This window comes from Roseateles sp. GW821-FHT03B02 (genome assembly GCF_059421025.1).
The window spans coordinates 516,602-533,742 of record NZ_JBWKUV010000001.1 but is presented as its reverse complement, the minus strand read 5'-3'; the positions used below and the strand labels follow the sequence as shown (position 1 = coordinate 533,742).

The following is a 17,141-nucleotide window of genomic DNA, read 5'->3' as shown; positions in this document are numbered from 1 at the left end:
GGTTTCAGGAGCGCTTAGAGTGCCGGTCTTGATGGTTCCATCAAAGAGCCAAGTCGGACGGATTCCATGGAGCCAAGCCTCGAACTCGATCTGCGCGTTGCCGGCCGCGGCTCGCGCATGGCCAGCCTGCACACGGCGCTGCGCGACGCCATCGCCAGCGGGCGTCTGGCGCCGGGGCTGCGCCTGCCGTCGTCGCGCGAGCTGGCGGCGCGCGCGGGCGTGTCGCGCAACACGGCGGTGGCGGCCTACGAGCTGCTGGCCTCCGAGGGCTGGCTGGAATCGCGTGGCGCGGGCGGCAGCTTCGTGGCCGAGCTGCCGCGGGCGGCGGTGGCCGTGTCGGACCGTGCCAGCGTCGCGCCCTGGGCTGATAGCCGCTGGCTGCGCGGCGAGACGGGCGGTTGGCCGGCGCCGCTGACGAGCGGACCGGCGCCGGCCTATCAGTTCAAGACTGGCATGCCGGAGGTGGCGGGCTTTCCCTTCGACGTGCTGCGCCGCCTGCAGACGCGCGCGCTGCAGGCGGCCGCGCGCGAGCCCGCGCGCTACCCCGAGGCGCAGGGTCTGCCGGCGCTGCGCGAGGCGATCGCCGGGCATGTGTCGTCGTCGCGCGCGGTGGCTTGCACGGCTGAGGACGTCGTCATCACGGCCGGCGCCCAGCAGGCCTTCGACCTGATCGCGCGCGTGCTGGTCACGCCGGGCCGCACGCTCGCGGCCGTCGAGAACCCCGGCTACCCGCCGCTGCGCGCCGCGCTGCTGGGCGCGGGGGCGCGGCTGGCGCCGGTGCCGCTGGACAGCGAGGGGCTGGTGGTGGGCACGCTGCCGGCGGAGGCGCGCATCGTCTGCGTGACGCCTTCGCACCAGGCGCCGCTGGGCATGGCGATGTCGCTGGCACGCCGGCGCGAGCTGCTGAACTGGGCCGCCGCGAAGCAGGCCGTCGTCATCGAGGACGACTACGACGGCGAGTTCCGTTTCACCTCGCGGCCGCTGGATGCGCTGAAGACGCTGGACCGCGACGGCCGCGTGTTCTACGTGGGCACCCTGTCCAAGAGCATGCTGCCGGCGCTGCGGCTGGGCTATGTCGTGGCGCCGGCCTGGGCGCGCGAGGCGCTGATGGCGGCCAAGCATGCGGCGGGCTTCGGCACGCCGGCGCTGATGCAGGCGGCCGTGGCCGACTTCATCGCCGAGGGCCATCTGCTGCGCCATGTGCGCCGCATGCGGGCCACCTACGCCGAGCGGCGGCGCGTGCTGGAGCAGATGCTCAAGCGCCACCTGGGCGAGCGAGCCGAGTTCTACCCGGCCATTGCCGGCCTGCACCTGGCCGTGGCCCTGCCGGGCGTGGACGCCGACGAGCTGACGCGCCGCGCCTGGGCGGCCGGCGTGGGCGTGGAGCCGTTGAGCCGCTACGCGATGGGCGAGGGCGGTGTGCAGGGCCTGGTGCTGGGTTACGGCAGCATCACGGTGGCGCGCATCCCCGAGGCCGTGCGGCGGCTGGCGCGGGCGCTTGGCACCCTCTGAATTGCCGCACTTGGCTCTGTGTTAGAGCGGCTGCCTTTCTTAAGCTGGCGGCATCGAATCACGGAGACCGCCATGCCCTATTTCATGTGCCGAACCTGCGGCACCGAACACGACGGCAGCCCACAGCCGCCGGGGCTGTGCCGCATCTGCAGCGACGAGCGCCAGTACGTCGGCTGGCAGGGCCAAGCCTGGACGACACACGACGAGCTGGCGGTCACCCATCGCAACCGGCTGGAGATGGACCATGCGTTGTTCGGCATCGGCATTGCACCGGGCTTCGCCATCCCGCAGCGGGCGCTGCACCTGCCCGAGGCCGGCCTGCTGTGGGAGAGCACGGCACTGGTGACCGACGAGGCCGTGGCCGAACTGAAGCGCCGCGGCGGCGTCGAGCGCATTGCCCTTTCGCACCCGCATTTCTACTCAGCCATGGTGCGCTGGAGCGAGGCCCTGGGCGGCGTGCCCATCTTCGTGCACGAGAACGACCGCGAGTGGGTGGCGCGGTGTTCGCGCTGGGTGGAGTTCTGGCGTGGCGACACGCTGGACCTGGGGCGCGGCGCGACGCTGCTGCGCTGCCCGGGGCACTTCGACGGCAGCTCCGTGCTGCATTGGGCCGGCGAGGGGCGGTCGCTGCTGCTGGCGGGCGATTCCCTGCACGTCGCCCAGGACCGGCGCCACGTGAGCTTCATGTACAGCGTGCCCAACCATGTGCCGGCGCGGCCGATCCTGGTGCGCGAGACGCAAGCGCGGCTGCGCGGCGTGGACTTCGACGACGTCTACGGCTTCACCTGGGGCCTGAACATCATCGGCGGTGGACGCGCCGCGGTGGACGCGTCCTTCGAGCGCTACTTCGACAAGGTGGCCGCCTAAGCCGCTTGTTCGACGTGAGCGTGACGCGTGTAGAGGAAGTCGATGACCTCCTTGCGCGCCGCGATGTAGCGCGCGTCCTCTGCCAGCTCCACCCGTACGCGCGGCCGCGGGATGCCCACGTCCAGCACCTCGCCGATCGTCGCCGCCGGACCGTTGGTCATCATCACGATGCGGTCGCTCAGCAGCACGGCCTCGTCCACGTCGTGCGTGACCATGATGACCGTGCTCTGCGTGCGCGCGACGATCTTCAGCAACTCGTCCTGCAGCTTGGCGCGCGTCAGCGCATCCAGCGCACCGAAGGGCTCGTCCATCAGGAGCACCTTGGGCTCCATGGCGAGGGCCCGGGCGATGCCCACCCGCTGCTTCATGCCGCCCGAGATCTCGTGCGGGCGCTTGTGCAGCGCATGGCTCATGCCCACCAGCTCCAGCGCGCTGCGGGCGCGCACCCTGAGCTTGGCGCCAGGCTCCTTGCCGCCGAAGACGGACTCGACGGCCAGCAGCACGTTTTCCAGGCAGGTCAGCCAGGGCAGCAGCGAGTGGTTCTGGAACACGACGGCGCGCTCCGGCCCCGGCGCGGCGATCTCGCGGCCGTCGCAGATCAGCGCGCCCGAGGTGGGTTGCAGCAGGCCGGCGATAAGGTTGAGCAGCGTGGACTTGCCGCAGCCCGAGTGGCCGATCAGCGTGATGAACTCGCCGCGCTGCACGTCGAGGTTGACGTTCTGCAGGGCGTGGAAGCGACCCTTGCGGGTGCTGAACACCATCTCGGCGTCTTGAACCTGAATGAACGGCTTCATGGCATCAATCCTCGAAGGTGAAGTGCTTGGCGAGAGAGATCAGCGCCCATTCGAGCAGCAGCCCGACGATGCCGATGACGAAGATGGCGATGATGATGTGGGCCACGTTGAGGTTGTTCCACTCGTCCCACACCCAGAAGCCGATGCCCACGCCGCCGGTCAGCATCTCGGCCGCGACGATGACGAGCCAGGCCGTGCCCACGGACAGCCGAACGCCGGTCAGCACATAGGGCAGCACCGCGGGCAACAGGATGCGGGTGATGACCTTCCACTCGCTGAGCTTGAGCACGCGGGCGACGTTGAGGTAGTCGGTCGGCACGCGCTGCACGCCCACCGCCGTGTTCACCACCATGGGCCAGATCGAGCAGATGAAGATGGTCCAGATCGCGGCCGGGTTGGCGCTCTTGAAAGCCAGCAGGCCGATCGGCAGCCAGGCCAGCGGCGACACCGGCTTGAGCAGCGCGATCAGCGGCGACACCATGCGGTTGGCGAACTCGAAGCGGCCGATGATGAAGCCCAGCGGGATGCCCACGAGCGCAGCCAGGCCGAAGCCCATGCCGACGCGCGACAGCGAATTCAGGATGTTCCAGCCGATGCCCTGGTCGTTCGGACCCTTGCGGTAGAACGGGTCGGAGAACAGCTGCACCGCGGCGTCCCAGGTCTGGCCGGGCGTGGGGAAGCTGCCCCCCTTCTGCGTGGCCAGGGCCCAGATGCCGATGAGCAGGGCGATGCTGAACACCGGCGGCAGCACGCGCAGCGCGATGGCGCGCCAGTCGATGGGCGTCCGTTTGCGCTTGACCTTGACCTCGGGCGCTTCGGCGGCCGGTGCGGCAGGGCGGCTCACGGTGAGCGGTGCGGTGGCGGGGGCGACGGTGGCGTCGCCAGGCGAATGGAAGACGGCGGAAACCATGGTGTTCATCCCTTGAGCTTGAAGCTGTCTGCGTACTTGGCCGGGTCCTTGCCGTCCCAGACGACGCCGTCGAGCAGCTTGGAGCTGCGCAGCGGGTCCTTGGGCACGCTGATCTTCAGCGCGCTGGCGGCCTCGGCGTAGAGCTTGGTCTGGTTGATGGCCTTGGCCGTGCCGAGGTAGTCGGGGTGGTCCTTCAGCAGGCCCCAGCGCTTGTGCTGGGTGAGGAACCACATGCCGTCGGACAGGTAGGGGAAGTTGACCGCGCCGTCGTCGAAGAACTTCATGTGGCGCGGGTCGTCCCAGGTCTTGCCCAGGCCGTTCTGGTAGCGGCCGAGGATGCGCTGGTTGATGGCGTCCACACCGGTGTTGACGTAGGCCTTGTCGGCGATCGTCTCGGCCATCTTTTGCTTGTTGGACAGGCCGGCGTCGATCCAGCGGCTGGCTTCCAGCACGGCCATGATGACGGCGCGGGCGGTGTTGGGGTACTTCTTGACGAAGTCGCCGGTGGTGCCGAGGACCTTCTCCGGATGCTCGGGCCAGATGTCCTGCGTGGTGGTGGCGGTGATGCCGATGCCGTCGATGATGGCGCGGTGGCCCCAGGGCTCGCCGACGCAGAAGCCGTCCATGTTGCCCACGCGCATGTTGGCCACCATCTGCGGCGGCGGCACGGTGACGACCTTGGCGTCCTTCAGCGGGTTCACGCCGTGGGCGGCCAGCCAGTAGTACAGCCACATCGCATGCGTGCCGGTCGGGAAGGTCTGCGCGAAGGTGTAGTCGCGCTTGTCCTTGGCCATGACCTTGGCGAGCGAGGCGCCGTCCACCGCGCCGGCATCGGCCAGCTTCTTGGACAGGGTGATGGCCTGGCCGTTGCGGTTCAGCGTCATCAGGCAGGCCATGTCCTTCTTGGGGCCGGCCACGCCGAGGTGCACGCCGTAGATCAGGCCGTAGAGCACATGGGCCATATCCAGCTCGCCGTTGACGAGCTTGTCGCGCACGCCGGCCCAGGAGGCTTCCTTGGTGGGAATGATCTTGATGCCGTACTTCTTGTCGAAGCCGAGCACGGAGGCCATGACGACGCTGGCGCAGTCGGTCAGCGGGATGAAGCCGATGCGCACCTCCTCCTTCTCGGGCTTGTCCGAGCCCTGGGCCCAGGCGCCGCCGGCGAGGCCGGCGAAGGGCAAGGCGGCGGCTGCGGCGAGCAGCTGGCGGCGTTGCGGGTTGGGCGTGGTGGTCGAGTTATCGCTGGCGGTCATCACGAGCTCCTGAGTCATGCAGGGCGCAACGGCGTCGCAGCCACGCTCCGTCCGCGCTTCGCTAGCGCGGACGCAAAAGGAGAGGTCGGACGCCGTTGTCCCGAAGTGCCGGCCGATTCATCAGCCGGCCGGCCCGAGAGGCCTGCGCCATTGCAGGCCTCGCCTTCCTCATTGCAGCTTGCGTGCCAGCTTCTGGCGGCGCTGGAAAACGCCGGTTTGCACGGGCTTGGCGCATGGCTGGCGCCGCGGCGAGCGGTTTGCGCCGGTCCGGTGCGTCAGGGTGAATTGCGACTTGGTGCGCCGCGCCCTCAACGGGGGCGCAGCAGCTGGTCTGCATCAATCAGGCGCGTCGCCACGGCCGCCAGGGTCTGGCCGCCGTCCATGGCGAGCTGGCGCAGGCGCTGGAACGCGGCTTCCTCGTCCAGGCCCTGCTCGCGCATCAGGATGCCGCGGGCGCGCTCGACGAGCTTGCGCTCGGCCAGCTGGGTCTGGGTCTGGCGCAGATCGCGCTGAAGGCTCTGGTCGTGCTCGAAGCGGGCCAGGGCGAGCTGCAGCAGGGCGCCCAGGCGCTGGGGCGGCAGGCCGGTGAGCTGCAGGGTGCTGATGCCGCTGTTCAGCGCGGCGCGCATCTGCTCGCCCGTCATCTGTTCGGCGAAGAGCAGCACGGGGCGCGGCTGGCGCTGCAGGGATTCGCCCAGCTGGGCCAGCAGCGCGGGCGTGGGCTGCTCGCAGTCCACCAGCAGCAGCTCGGGCGCCAGGCGCTCCAGCGCGGCGGGCAGGGCGTCGGGCTGGGCGACGAGGTCGATGACGTCGACGAGCTGGCAGCGCAGCCGGATCAGCTCCAGGCGGATGACGGGGCTGCGGCGCTGCCCGGCGTCCGCCAGCAGCACGCGCAGGCCGGGGAGGGCAAACAGGGGCGTGTTCATGCCCCAGGGCAGTGCAATTAGCGTGCCGTCAGGCTTTCAGCGGCAGATGCAGCTCGACGAGGCCGCGCCGGCCGGGGGCCGATTCGTCGAGGTAGACGGCGCTCGGCGGCAACTGCGGATGCGGCTGGCGCTGCTCTACGCGCACGCGCTGCATCGCCTGGTACCAGGCCAGCTCCAGTGCCTCGGGCGGGCCGTTGAAGCGCAGCACATAGGCGCGGTGGGCGGGTTGCTCCTGCAGCGCGAGGCCGTCCGGCACGGCGGCGTCGGCCGCCAGCTCGAAGCCGATGCGGCAGTCCACGGTGCGCAGCTTGAGGTGGGTCTTCAGGTAGTGGACGACGGCCGGCCCGTTGGCGCCGAGCCGGGCGCGCAGTTCGGCGATGCGTGGCGGCAGCTCTGCGGCCAGCTTGTCCAGCGCGCCCTTGTGCGTCGCCTGGGCGAGGCGGCGGGCCGGTTGTTCATGAACGCCGGTGTAGTCCAGCGTGTAGGCCGGCGGGCCGCCTTCCAGCAGCGCGGCGAGGTGGTCCAGGCCGAAGCGCAGGTCCAGGGCGGTGGCGCCCTGCACCGTGGCGGCGAAGGCACGCAGCGTGAAAGCGACTCGGCCCTTGAAGCGCCAGGTGACTTTCGTGCCGCCGGGCGCGGGCTCGAAGCGCCAGTCCGAGCGGCCGCGAAAGGCGAAGGGCAGGGCGAAGGCGAGTTGCTGGCGCAGCGCGCGCGACGGCGTCTGCCCTGTCTGGCGCACGCTGCCGCGGCCGACCTGGGGCACGTCCCAGTTCAGGCTGATGCCGTCGACCTCGGCGCAGGCCGCGCGCGCGTGTTCCAGCCAGGGGTTCCAGGCCTGCCAGCGCTGCAGGTCGGCCACCGCGGCGTAGACGGCTTCGGGCGGCGCGGCGATGAAGCGGCTCGCCTCGGCCCGCACGCGGCCGCTGTAGCGGCCCATGTAGACGAGCAGGGCGACGAGCGCGAAACCCAGGGCGAAGAAGAGGGGGCTCATCGGATGCAGGGAGGGTCTGAATAGAAAAAGCCCGGCCGGGGCCGGGCTCTCGGAAGGACGGGCGTTACAACATGCCCATCATCTGTGGCAGCACCAAGGTCAGCCACGGCCAGTAGGTGACGATGACGAGGAAGACGATCATCGTCAGCAGCCAGGGCATGACGGCCTTGGTCAGCTCCGTGATGCCGAGCTTGGAGATGCCCGAGGCTACGTAGAGGTTCAGGCCCACCGGCGGGTGGCACAGGCCCACTTCCATGTTCACGTCGATCAGGATGCCGAAGTGCACCGGGTTCACGCCCAGCTGCATGGCGGCCGGGAAGAAAATGGGCGCCATGATCAGGATGATGGACGACGGGTCCATGAAGTTGCCGGCGCCCAGCAGCACCAGGTTGACGACGAACAGGAAGCCGTTCTGGCCCAGGTTCATCGACAGCAGCCAGTCGGCCAGCTGGTGGGGCAGGTTCTCGTTGGTCAGCACGAAGGAGAACAGCACCGCGTTCGTGATGATGTAGAGCAGCATCGCGGACATGTTGGCCGAGTCCTTCAGCACCTTGGGCACGTCGCGCAGCTTCAGGTCCTTGTAGACGAAGATGGCCACGAAGAACGAGTACACCGCTGCCATCGCCGCCGCCTCGGTTGCCGTGAAGGCGCCCGACCAGATGCCGCCGACGATGATGACGACGAGCAGCAGGCCCCAGAAGCTCTTGCGGAAGGCCTGGAAGCGTGCCATCCAGCCCATCCGGGCCAGGCGCGGGTAGTTGTTCTTGCGGGCGATCCACCAGGTCACGGCGGCCAGCATAAGCGCCAGCATGATGCCGGGCAGCAGGCCGGCGACGAACAGCGCGCCGATGGAGGTGTTGGTCGAGATGGCGTAGATGACCTTCGGGATCGACGGCAGCATCAGGATGCCGAGCGAGCCGGCCGTGATGATGACGCCGGCGCCGAAGCGCATCGGGTAGCCGTGGGCCACCATGGCGGGCAGCACGATGGAGCCGATGGCGACGACCGTGGCAACCGACGAGCCGCACACCAGCGCGAACATCGAGCAGGCCAGGATGGATGCCAGTGCCAGGCCGCCGTGGAAGTGGCCGACCATGGACGTGGCGAAGTTGATCATCCGCCGCGCGACGCCGCCGTGCGTGAGGAAGTTTCCGGCCAGGATGAAGAAGGGCACGGCCATGATTTCCCACTTCTCGATGCCCGTGAACAGCTTGAGGGCGACCGATTCGATGGGGACCTGGGTCATCGTGACGATGAAGGTCATCACGGTGAGGCCCAGCGAGATGCTGATCGGCATGCCGGTCAGCATCAGCGCCAGCAGCAGGCTGAAGATGATGAGTGCGTTCATTGCTTGGCCTCCTTCACGTCCAGGGGCGTCTGTTCGTCGATGCCCTCGACGTGGGACTCGTCATGCTTGGGCAACTCGCCCGTCTTCCAGAAGTTCCAGCAGACCTGCAGGAAGCGGTAGCACATCAGCGCCGAGCCCAGCGGGATGGCGGAGTAGACGATCCAGGTCGGCCACTCCAGGTCGGGCGTCGTCGGGCCTTCGTACACGTCGGGATTGGGCCGGCCGATGAGGTCCAGGAAGGCGTAGTGGGCGCCGTTGTCCCACACGAAGGTGCCGCCCATGATGGCGATGGCGCCGGTGAACAGCGCGCCGGCCAGCAGGCCGAAGATGACGAAGCGGCCGCGGTTCGCGGGCGACATGCGGTTGATGACGACGTCCACACCCACGTGGATGCCGGTGCGCACGCCGTAGGCCGCGCCGAACTTGCACATCCACACGAACAGGATGATGCAGAGCTCCTGGGCCCAGCTCATGTGGATCTTGAGGGCGAAGTCCTGGATGTAGGGCACGCCGGCGAGGTAGCGGTGGACGACGGCGACGAAGATCACCAGCGTCGCCGCGGCCATCAGGAAGGAGATCAGGACCTCCTCCAGATGGTTCAGGGCTTTGTTGAACATGGTCGTTCTCCGGTCAACGACAAACGGCTGCGCCTGCCGAAGGCCGGGGCGACCTTGGCACGGCGGCGCGAGGTGGCAGGGGACTTACTTGGGCGCGACGAAGCCGGCGGCCTTGTAGGCGGCTTCGATGGTGGTCTTGCCGACGCGGCCTTCCATTTCCTTGTGGACCGGCATCAGCGCCTTTTTCCACTCGTTGGTCTCGGCCGGCGTCGGCGTGTGGATGGTCACGCGGCCGCTGACCTTGATGCTTTCCAGCGCGCGGCCGTTCTCGGTGCTGGCGATTGCGTTGGCATAGGTCGTCGCCTCCTTGATGGCGGCTTCCAGCTGGGTGCGGATGTCAGCGGGCAGGCCGTCCCAGAACTTCTTGTTGACGATGACCGCGTAGGCCAGGTGGCCGTGGTTGGACATCGTCATGTGCTTCTGCACTTCGTAGATCTTCTGCGTGTAGAAGTTGCTCGGCACGCCTTCGGTGCCGTCCACGACGCCGGTCTGCAGCGCCTGGTAGAGCTCGCTGAAGGCCATCACCTGCGGGATGGCGCCGAGGGCGCGCATCTGCGCGTCCAGCACCTTGCTGGACTGGATGCGCATCTTCATGCCCTTGAAGTCCGCCACGTTGTGCAGCGGCTTGTTGGCGCTCATGATGTGGAAGCCGTTGTCCCAGTAGGCCAGGCCCTTGATGCCCTTGGGCTCCAGCTTCTTGAACAGATCGGTGCCGACCTGCCCGTCGGTGACGGCGCGGAAGGAATCGGTGTCCTTGAACAGGAAAGGCAGGTCGAAGACCTCGAACTCCTTCACGCCCAGCGGGCCGAACTTGGCCAGCGACGGGGCCAGCATCTGCACGGAGCCCAGCTGCAGGGCCTCCATCTCTTCCTTGTCCTTGTAGAGCTGGCTGTTCGGGTAGACCTCGACCTTGACCCGGCCGCCCGTCTTCTGCTCCGCCAGCTCCTTGAAGCGCTGGGCGCCCTTGCCCTTGGGCGTGTCGGGCGCGACGACGTGGCTGAACTTGATGACGATGGGGGCCTGGGCCTGGGCGGAGAAGCCGGCCAGCGTGGACAGGGCGGCGACGGCGGAAGCGAGGACGAGACGGCGCAGGGCCATGGTGAGTCTCCGAATGGTTGGTATGGCCGTGATTCTTCCGAGCGGGACGGCGCAGGGGTAGTTGTGGAGTTCCACATTTCGCCGGGCCGCCGTCGTTCATAGACTGCGAGCCATGCAGATGCGCGAACTCCTGACCCGAAGCCTGTGGCTGGCGCCCCTCGGGTTATCCCTGGTATTTGTGCTGGGCGTGCTGGCCTGGGTGCGTGCCAACGAGGCCGAGGAGCAGGAGCAGCAGCGCCAGACGCTGATCTCCGACGCCCTCAGCACCGAGGCCCAGCTGCGCGACCGCATCGACGAGGAGCAGGCCCATCTGCGCCAGCTCGCCGCCGGTCTCGCGGGCCAGGCGCCGAGCGTGGCGGCGCTGGCGGCCCATCCCGAGGTCAACGCCGGCCTGCGCCGCCTGTGGCTGGCCGTCACCTGGCTGGACTCGCGCAACCGCGTGCTGGCCGAGGTGCCGACCGAGTCCGAGGCCAGCCGCTACGAAGACGGCCTCTCGCTGCACCTCACCGCCCGTGTTGGGGCCGATGGCGTGCTGGTGGTGCGTTATGCGCCGGCACTGCTGCTCAAGCGCGGCGTGCCCTGGTGGCTGGCGCGCAAGTACGACGTGCAGCTCGTCGACAGCGCCGATCAGGTCATCGCCTCCAGCACCGAGTCGCCGCTGCGTGCCGCGCAAGGCCCGCGTCCGAGCTACCGCGTGGCCCTGACCGGCCCGCTGCGCGCCAGCCCGCTGACGCAGGCGACGCTGACCGACGCCGCGCTGGAACTCACCCTACGCGACCCCGCCGCCAACGCCATCCGCCCGCTGGCCTGGGTGCTGGTCGCCGGCTTCCTGCCGCTGATCAGCGTGGCCAGCTGGCTGCTGCGCCGGCAGATGCGCCAGGTGCAGCGCGCCGAAGTGGCCGGCCGCACCGAGGCCGCCTGGCGCCGTGCGATGGAGGACTCCGCCCTTGTGGCCCTGCGGGCGCGCGACTTCGATGGACGGCTGCTCTACGTCAACCGCACCTTCTGCGACATGGTGGGCCTGCCGGCCGAAGCTCTGGTCGGCCTGCTGCCGCCCATGCCCTACTGGCCGCCGGACGCTGTCGAGGAGATGGCCGAGCGCAACCGCCGCAACCTTGCCGGCCATGCGCCGCGGGAGGGCTACGAGGCGCGCTGGCAGCACAGCAGCGGCCGCATGGTGGACGTGATGGTGTTCGAGTCGCCCCTCGTGGACGCCGGCGGCCGCCAGATCGGCTGGATGGGCAGCATCATCGACATCACCGAGCGCAAGCGCCTGGAAGACCGCGAGCGCCGCCAGGTCGAGACGCTGGCCCACAACGCGCGCCTGACGATGCTGGGCGAGGTCGCCTCCACGCTGGCCCACGAGCTGAACCAGCCGCTGACCGCCATTGCCAGCTACGGCGCCGGCATCACCAACTCGCTCGGCAAGCTGGGCGTGCAGGACGAACTCGTGCTCGGCGCGCTGCAGCGCCTGGGCCAGCAGGCCGCGCACGCGGGCCGCATCGTCGCGCGCATCCGCGAGTTCCTGACCCGGCGCGAGCCCCGCCACGAGCCCTGCGACCTGCACGAGGTCATCACCGCCGCCTTCGAGCTGCTCAAGCGCGACTGCCAGCGGCGGGGCGTCACGCTGGACGTGACGCTCGGGCCCGGCGTGCCGCCCGTGCTGGCCGACGCCGTCCTCATCGAGCAGGTCGTCATCAACCTGGTGCGCAACGCGGCGGACGCGCTGCAGGCGCACGAGCCCGGCGGCGGCCGCCGTATCACCGTCAGCAGCCGCGTGGCCGGCGACTTCGTGCGCGTGGACGTGCAGGACAACGGCCCCGGCCTGGGCGGCCGGCGCGTGGAGCAGCTCTGTGCGCCCTTCTACTCCACCAAGGCCGACGGCATGGGCATGGGCCTGGCCATCTGTCGCTCCATCGTCGAGGCCCACCAGGGCGTGCTCGACGCCAGCGACGCCGCGAACGGCGGCGCCTTGTTCTCCTTCAGTCTTCCCTTGAGCCGGGAGAGCGTGCATGGCTGAACCGCTGAAAGGCACGGTCCACCTCGTCGACGACGACCCCGGCGTGCGCGATGCGCTCGCCTTCCTGCTGCGCTCCCGCGGCCTCAACGTGCGCGCCTTCGATGGCGGCCCGGCGCTGCTGGAGATGCTGGAGCGGGAGGGCGCCCCCAAGGGCGTCTTCCTGCTCGACGTGCGCATGGAGCCCATGAGTGGCACGCGGCTGCACGACGAGCTGCTGGCGCGCCGGCTGAAGAACCCGGTGCTCTTCCTGACCGGCCATGGCGACATCCCGATGGTCGTCGAGGCGCTGAAGAAGGGCGCCTTCGACTTCCTGGAGAAGCCCTACAGCGACAACGCGCTGGCCGACCGCATCGAGCAGGCCCTGGCCGTGGACGCCGCCATGCAGGCCGAGGGCGCCCAGACGGCCGAGCGCAGCGCGCGCCTGGCCAGCCTGACGGAACGCGAGCGCGAGGTCATGACGCGCGTGGCCGCCGGCAAGCTCAACAAGGTCATTGCCGACGAGCTGAACGTGTCGGTGCGCACGGTGGAAGTGCACCGGGCGCGGGTGTTCGCCAAGCTGGGCGTGCGCTCGGCGGCCGAGGTGGCGACCCTGGTGGCGGGGCGTTAGTGCCCCACGGCCTGACGGCCGCCGTCAGCCCGCCGCGCCGGGCCCGCGCAGCGCCGCATTGAGCTGGTCCACGACCTCGGCCCAGTCGGCATCTTCGAGGAGCTCTTCCCTGAGCAGCCGGGCCTGGGCCGGGTTCCAGAACGGCGCCTCCGCCAGAGCGATGTGCGGGGCCAGCGGCGCCTGCTCCTGCAGGAAGCGGGCGATGCCTGCTTCGTCGGACGGCAGCCCGAGCTGCTTGAACAGTTCCGAGAACCGGTGGAACGGCGTTTCCATGGTGTGACCTCCGTGCGGGAAGGGGGGGGGGCGCGTCGGCCGCGGCGCTGGCGCAGCGCGTTGGCGATGACGGCGGCCGGACTCAGGCTCATGGCCATGCCCGCGATCATCGGCGACGTCAGCCGGTCCGTGTTCCGGTGCCGGCAGCCGGCGGCTCCGGCACATGCGCGGCCCGGCTTGATGCGCATCAAGCCGGTCGGCAGGCGGGCTGCCTATCCTGGACGCCCGTCAGTCCTGGGCCCCACCGGCCCTCACCTTCAGGAGCAGCGACATGCGCGCGATGACATCTCTTGCCTCGATGGCCGTCCTCTTGCTGGCCGTGGCCGCCCCGGTCCAGGCGCAAGGCCGCCCCGCCAGCGCGGCCTCGGGGGCCTCCGCGCCCATGGATTGCGGCGGCGCCAGGATGAAGCGCCACGATCATGGCGCCGAACGCGGCATGCCCGGCACCGCCGGCGCCCCCTGCGCGACGCAGCCGGCAGCCTCGGCGGCCTCTGCGCCCGCGAAGGCCAGGCACCGGCACGAGCGCGCCAAGGTCCAGAAGACCCAGTGAGCGCAGGGCGGCATCGGCAGCATCTGGGGTGAAGGGTGGCATTGACGGCCGATTGCCCGCCGCTACCGCGTGTGGGCATACTGCCGCCATGCACAGACCTCCGCCCCTCGTGCGGCCCACGAGCGAGCAGATCGCGGCCCTGCCGCCCTATCCGGCCCTGCCGGCTCATTGCATCCATCTGCTCAGGACCTCGGCCCAGCTCGAATTCGCCGAGCAGGCGCTGCGCGAGTCGGGCCATGTGGGCTTCGACACCGAAAGCAAGCCCGTCTTCGTGGCCGGCGCGCCGCAGACCGGCCCGGAGGTGATCCAGTTCGCCACCGCCACCCAGGCCTTCATCGTGCAGACGGCCACGCCCGGCGTGCACGCCTTCCTGCAGGCCATGATCGAGTCGGACGACGTGGTCAAGGTGGGCTTCGGCCTGGCGTCGGACCGGCCGCAGATCCATCGCCGGCTGGGCCTGCGCCTGGGGCGTTCCATCGACCTGTCCCACCTCGTGCGGCGGCTGGGCTTCAAGGACGCCGTGGGCCTGAAGGTGTCGGTGGCCGTCGTGCTCGGCCAGCGTTTCATCAAGTCCAGGAAGGCCACCACCTCCAACTGGGCCAACGCCACGCTCACGCCGCAGCAACTGCATTACGCCGCCAACGACGCGCATGCGTCGCTGCTGGTCTTCAGGGCGCTGAGCGAGGCAGCGCCGGCCCTGCGACATGAGAATCCCGCCCATGGACATGGCGACGCGACCCCTTGAGCCGCGCCTGCGGCAGGCCGTCGAGGCGGGTGACCTCGGGCTGTGGGATCTCCGCCTTGAGCTCGAGACCGTGCACTACTCGCCGCAGTGGAAGCTCAGGCTGGGCTTCCCCGAACCCTACGGCGCCGACAGCACGCATTTCTGGCGCTGCCGTGTGCATCCCGACGACCTGGACGGCATGCTCGACGCCATCCGTGCTCACGCCCACGGCGGCCAGCCGACCTATGAGTCGAGTTTTCGCCTGCGCAGCAATGGCTCGGGCTATCGCCTGGTGCATTCGCGCGGCCGGATCATCGAGCGGGGCGCCGGGGGGCGTCCGGTGCGCATGGTGGGCACGATGATCGATCTGACCGGGCGCCCGTTCACCCCGCGCGGCGGGTTGCCGGAGGGGTCGCGCGGCCCGATGGAAGGGGCGCAGCTGGCCTTGCCCTTTCATGTGCTGCTGGGTTTCGACCCTGCCGGGGGCACCGCCGGCGCGGCGCAGGCCGCGGAACGGCATCGCGTGCTGCGCATGGTCGATGACTTGCTGCAGGCCTCCCTGGCAGAGCTGGACGGCCTGGGCGCGAAGTAGAAGCCGCGTGGCCCGGGCCTCGGTCCCCGGGGCTCAGCCCGCCGCCTGCAGGTAGGCGATCCGGCGGATGGGCGTGAACAGCGCGCCGAGCACGACGACGCCCAGCAGGCACAGCGCCGCGGCGGTGAACAGCTGCGTCACGTCCAGCACCCGCAGCGCCGCGCCGGCCGCAGCCGAGGCCAGCGGCGCCAGCCCCATGACTATGAACATGAACAGCGCCATCGAGCGGCCCAGCATCTCGGGCGGGATGCGCTTCTGCAGCCAGCTGTAGACGGCCACCTGCACGAAGCCGCCCAGGGCGCCCAGCGGCAGCAGCAGCAGCGCGCCCTGCCAGGCGGCGTGCACATGGCCGAAGGCGAGGAAGACGCCGCCGGCGATGCTGTCGATGAGCAGCACCGTGCCGCCCAGCGTGGACAGGCGCCAGTGCGGCTTCAGCCCTGACGCCGCCATGCCCGCGAGCGCCCCCAGGCCATGCACGGCCAGCATCACGCCCAGCGCCGCGGCGCCGCCGGGCAGGCGCTCGGCGGCCAGCACCGGCAGCGCGACCTGGATGGGCCCGCCGACGAAGAACGCGATGGCCGCGAAGTACAGGAACAGCGCGCGCAGTTCGTGGTCCTGCCAGCAGCTGCGCAGCGATTCGGCGATGGCCGCGAGGACCGGCTGCGGCGCCTTGGGCTCGCGCGGTGCCGTCCGCACGCGCGCCAGTGTCCAGGCCGAGACGGCGAAGCTGATCGCGTCGAAGCCGAAGGCCAGGGCCAGGCCGTGGCCGCTCAGCGCCGGTCCGCTGCCGGCGCTGACGATCAGCCCGGCCAGCACCGGCCCGAGCAGCAGCACCAGCTGGCGCGCCCCCATCAGCACGCCGTTGGCCGGCTGGATCAGCGTGGCCGGCACGGCCTGGGGCAGGATGGCGCTGCCGGCGGGATAGCTGAAGGCCGTGGCCAGGCCGATGGCCAGCGTCAGCGCATAGACGCCGGCCAGCGTGATCGCGCCGCTGGCTGTCAGCGCCGCCAGCGCGCCCAGCAGCGCGAAGTTGATCCACTTGGTCAGCAGCAGCACGGCCTTGGGGGAATGGCGGTCCACCAGCGCGCCGCCGACGAGGATGAAGACGGCACGCGGCAGGCTGCCCAGCGCCAGCACGGTGCCCAGCACCAGCGGGTCGCGGGACAGGCTCATCACCAGCCAGGGCAGGGCCAGCAGCGTGAACTGGTCGCCCAGCATGGACAGCAGGCCGCCGCCGACGAGCCAGCGGAAGTTGGCGTTGCGAAAGAGTTCGCGGCGCGGGTCGGGGATGCTCATGACTTCTCCTCGGCAGGCAGGGTTTCCTTGGAACGGCGCAGATAGGCGATCAGCTCGGGCGTCACGCCGGACTGCCGCGCCAGCTCGGGCTCGGCGGCGTACATGCGCTGCATGGTGTCCTTCATGCCGGGTGCCACTTCCATGAACTGCCGCTGCAGCACCAGCCAGCGGCGCACCAGGGCCTGGACCTCAGGCGCGGCGGGGTCGCGTCCGGCGTCCATCGCCGCGCGGGCCTGCTGGATCAGCTGCGGCCATTCCAGCTCGACGGCATCGCGCGCCGCCTCCGGCATGGCCTCCCAGCGCTGGCGCAGCGCGCGCATCTGCTCGGGGCTGAACCAGCGCTCGTGCACGCGACGGATCTGCATCGCGTCCAGCAGCACCTGCAGCGCGTCGCCGCCATCACCGTGCAGTTCCAGCCGCTTGGCCGCGTTGCGCAGCGTCTGCAGCAGCGTCTCCTGAGCCAGCAACTGGGCCTCGATCTGCTCGATCTGGGCCTGCAGCACGGCGGCCAGCGGGCGCGGCGTCTCGCCGTCCAGCAGCGGGGCGATCTCTTTCAGCGACAGCCCGGCATCGCGCAGCGCCAGCACGCGGTGTAGGCGCAGCACGTCGGCCTCGCCGTAGCGGCGGTAGCCGGCCTCGCTGCGCCCCGAGGGGCTCAACAGGCCGAGTTCTTCGTAGTGGTGCAGCGTGCGCACCGTGAGGCCGGCGCGCTTGGCCAGTTCTCCCACCGTGTAGTCCATGTCCGGGGCTCTCGTTGCTTGAC

At 70.0% G+C, this 17,141-nt stretch carries 18 protein-coding genes; 7 read left to right on the top strand and 11 right to left on the bottom strand.

All coding sequences use genetic code 11. The features are described from left to right. The first annotated feature begins 66 nt into the window (after positions 1-66). Together pdxR and AC07VX_RS02325 are read left to right on the top strand one after the other, a co-directional pair. Positions 67-1,512, top strand: a complete 1,446-nt coding sequence (pdxR, locus tag AC07VX_RS02330; RefSeq protein WP_493163337.1) for a MocR-like pyridoxine biosynthesis transcription factor PdxR — start codon at positions 67-69, stop codon at positions 1,510-1,512. A 72-nt stretch (positions 1,513-1,584) separates the two neighbouring features. Next, positions 1,585-2,379 carry a hypothetical protein gene (locus AC07VX_RS02325; protein WP_493163338.1) on the top strand — a complete coding sequence of 265 codons (795 nt, stop codon included), beginning with the start codon at positions 1,585-1,587 and terminating at the stop codon, positions 2,377-2,379. Here the strand turns inward: AC07VX_RS02325 and AC07VX_RS02320 are convergent. The 8 genes from AC07VX_RS02320 to AC07VX_RS02285 form a co-directional block, all read right to left on the bottom strand. After that, complete coding sequence (locus AC07VX_RS02320; RefSeq protein WP_493163339.1) at positions 2,376-3,173, bottom strand: ABC transporter ATP-binding protein; 798 nt, start codon at positions 3,171-3,173, stop codon at positions 2,376-2,378. The two genes, AC07VX_RS02325 and AC07VX_RS02320, sit on opposite strands and share 4 nt — an antisense overlap. A 4-nt stretch (positions 3,174-3,177) precedes the next feature. Then, complete coding sequence (ntrB, locus tag AC07VX_RS02315) at positions 3,178-4,083, bottom strand: nitrate ABC transporter permease (RefSeq protein WP_493163837.1); 906 nt, start codon at positions 4,081-4,083, stop codon at positions 3,178-3,180. A gap of 5 nt (positions 4,084-4,088) precedes the next feature. Beyond that, positions 4,089-5,336: a CmpA/NrtA family ABC transporter substrate-binding protein gene (locus tag AC07VX_RS02310; RefSeq protein WP_493163340.1), complete on the bottom strand. Its 1,248-nt coding sequence runs from the start codon at positions 5,334-5,336 to the stop codon at positions 4,089-4,091. 308 nt (positions 5,337-5,644) lie between these two features. After that, a complete protein-coding gene (locus tag AC07VX_RS02305) occupies positions 5,645-6,262 on the bottom strand; it encodes an ANTAR domain-containing response regulator (RefSeq protein WP_493163341.1) in 618 nt (205 codons plus the stop codon). 28 nt (positions 6,263-6,290) lie between these two features. Continuing rightward, positions 6,291-7,253, bottom strand: a complete 963-nt coding sequence (locus AC07VX_RS02300) for an SRPBCC family protein (protein ID WP_493163342.1) — start codon at positions 7,251-7,253, stop codon at positions 6,291-6,293. A 64-nt stretch (positions 7,254-7,317) separates the two neighbouring features. After that, a complete protein-coding gene (locus tag AC07VX_RS02295) occupies positions 7,318-8,601 on the bottom strand; it encodes a TRAP transporter large permease (protein ID WP_493163343.1) in 1,284 nt (427 codons plus the stop codon). Beyond that, the gene (locus AC07VX_RS02290; protein ID WP_493163344.1) at positions 8,598-9,218 is read right to left on the bottom strand and encodes a TRAP transporter small permease; all 621 of its coding nucleotides are present in this window, start codon (positions 9,216-9,218) and stop codon (positions 8,598-8,600) included. Before AC07VX_RS02290 ends, AC07VX_RS02295 begins: the two co-directional genes overlap by 4 nt. Before the next feature lie 84 nt (positions 9,219-9,302). Further along, positions 9,303-10,316 carry a TRAP transporter substrate-binding protein gene (locus tag AC07VX_RS02285; RefSeq protein WP_493163345.1) on the bottom strand — a complete coding sequence of 338 codons (1,014 nt, stop codon included), beginning with the start codon at positions 10,314-10,316 and terminating at the stop codon, positions 9,303-9,305. A 118-nt stretch (positions 10,317-10,434) separates the two neighbouring features. Here AC07VX_RS02285 and AC07VX_RS02280 point away from each other — a divergent pair, with 118 nt between their 5' ends. Next, positions 10,435-12,336, top strand: coding sequence for a PAS domain S-box protein (locus tag AC07VX_RS02280; RefSeq protein ID WP_493163346.1), 1,902 nt, complete (start codon positions 10,435-10,437; stop codon positions 12,334-12,336). Next, complete coding sequence (locus tag AC07VX_RS02275) at positions 12,329-12,943, top strand: response regulator transcription factor (RefSeq protein WP_493163347.1); 615 nt, start codon at positions 12,329-12,331, stop codon at positions 12,941-12,943. Before AC07VX_RS02280 ends, AC07VX_RS02275 begins: the two co-directional genes overlap by 8 nt. A 24-nt stretch (positions 12,944-12,967) precedes the next feature. Here AC07VX_RS02275 and AC07VX_RS02270 read toward each other — a convergent pair whose 3' ends face one another. Beyond that, positions 12,968-13,216: a DUF2789 domain-containing protein gene (locus AC07VX_RS02270; protein WP_493163348.1), complete on the bottom strand. Its 249-nt coding sequence runs from the start codon at positions 13,214-13,216 to the stop codon at positions 12,968-12,970. 280 nt (positions 13,217-13,496) lie between these two features. Here AC07VX_RS02270 and AC07VX_RS02265 point away from each other — a divergent pair, with 280 nt between their 5' ends. The 3 genes from AC07VX_RS02265 to AC07VX_RS02255 all read left to right on the top strand — a co-directional run bounded on the left by AC07VX_RS02265 (position 13,497) and on the right by AC07VX_RS02255 (position 15,082). Next, a complete protein-coding gene (locus tag AC07VX_RS02265; protein WP_493183851.1) occupies positions 13,497-13,766 on the top strand; it encodes a hypothetical protein in 270 nt (89 codons plus the stop codon). 88 nt (positions 13,767-13,854) lie between these two features. Then, positions 13,855-14,511, top strand: a complete 657-nt coding sequence (locus tag AC07VX_RS02260) for a 3'-5' exonuclease (RefSeq protein ID WP_493163350.1) — start codon at positions 13,855-13,857, stop codon at positions 14,509-14,511. Further along, on the top strand, positions 14,486-15,082 hold the full coding sequence (locus AC07VX_RS02255; protein ID WP_493163351.1) for a PAS domain-containing protein: 597 nt from the start codon (positions 14,486-14,488) through the stop codon (positions 15,080-15,082). Before AC07VX_RS02260 ends, AC07VX_RS02255 begins: the two co-directional genes overlap by 26 nt. 33 nt (positions 15,083-15,115) lie before the next feature. Here AC07VX_RS02255 and AC07VX_RS02250 read toward each other — a convergent pair whose 3' ends face one another. Both AC07VX_RS02250 and AC07VX_RS02245 read right to left on the bottom strand, forming a co-directional pair. After that, positions 15,116-16,378, bottom strand: coding sequence for an MFS transporter (locus AC07VX_RS02250; RefSeq protein WP_493163352.1), 1,263 nt, complete (start codon positions 16,376-16,378; stop codon positions 15,116-15,118). After that, positions 16,375-17,118: a MerR family transcriptional regulator gene (locus AC07VX_RS02245; RefSeq protein WP_493163353.1), complete on the bottom strand. Its 744-nt coding sequence runs from the start codon at positions 17,116-17,118 to the stop codon at positions 16,375-16,377. The genes AC07VX_RS02250 and AC07VX_RS02245 overlap by 4 nt, the downstream gene beginning before the upstream one ends. Between the last annotated feature and the right edge of the window lie 23 nt (positions 17,119-17,141).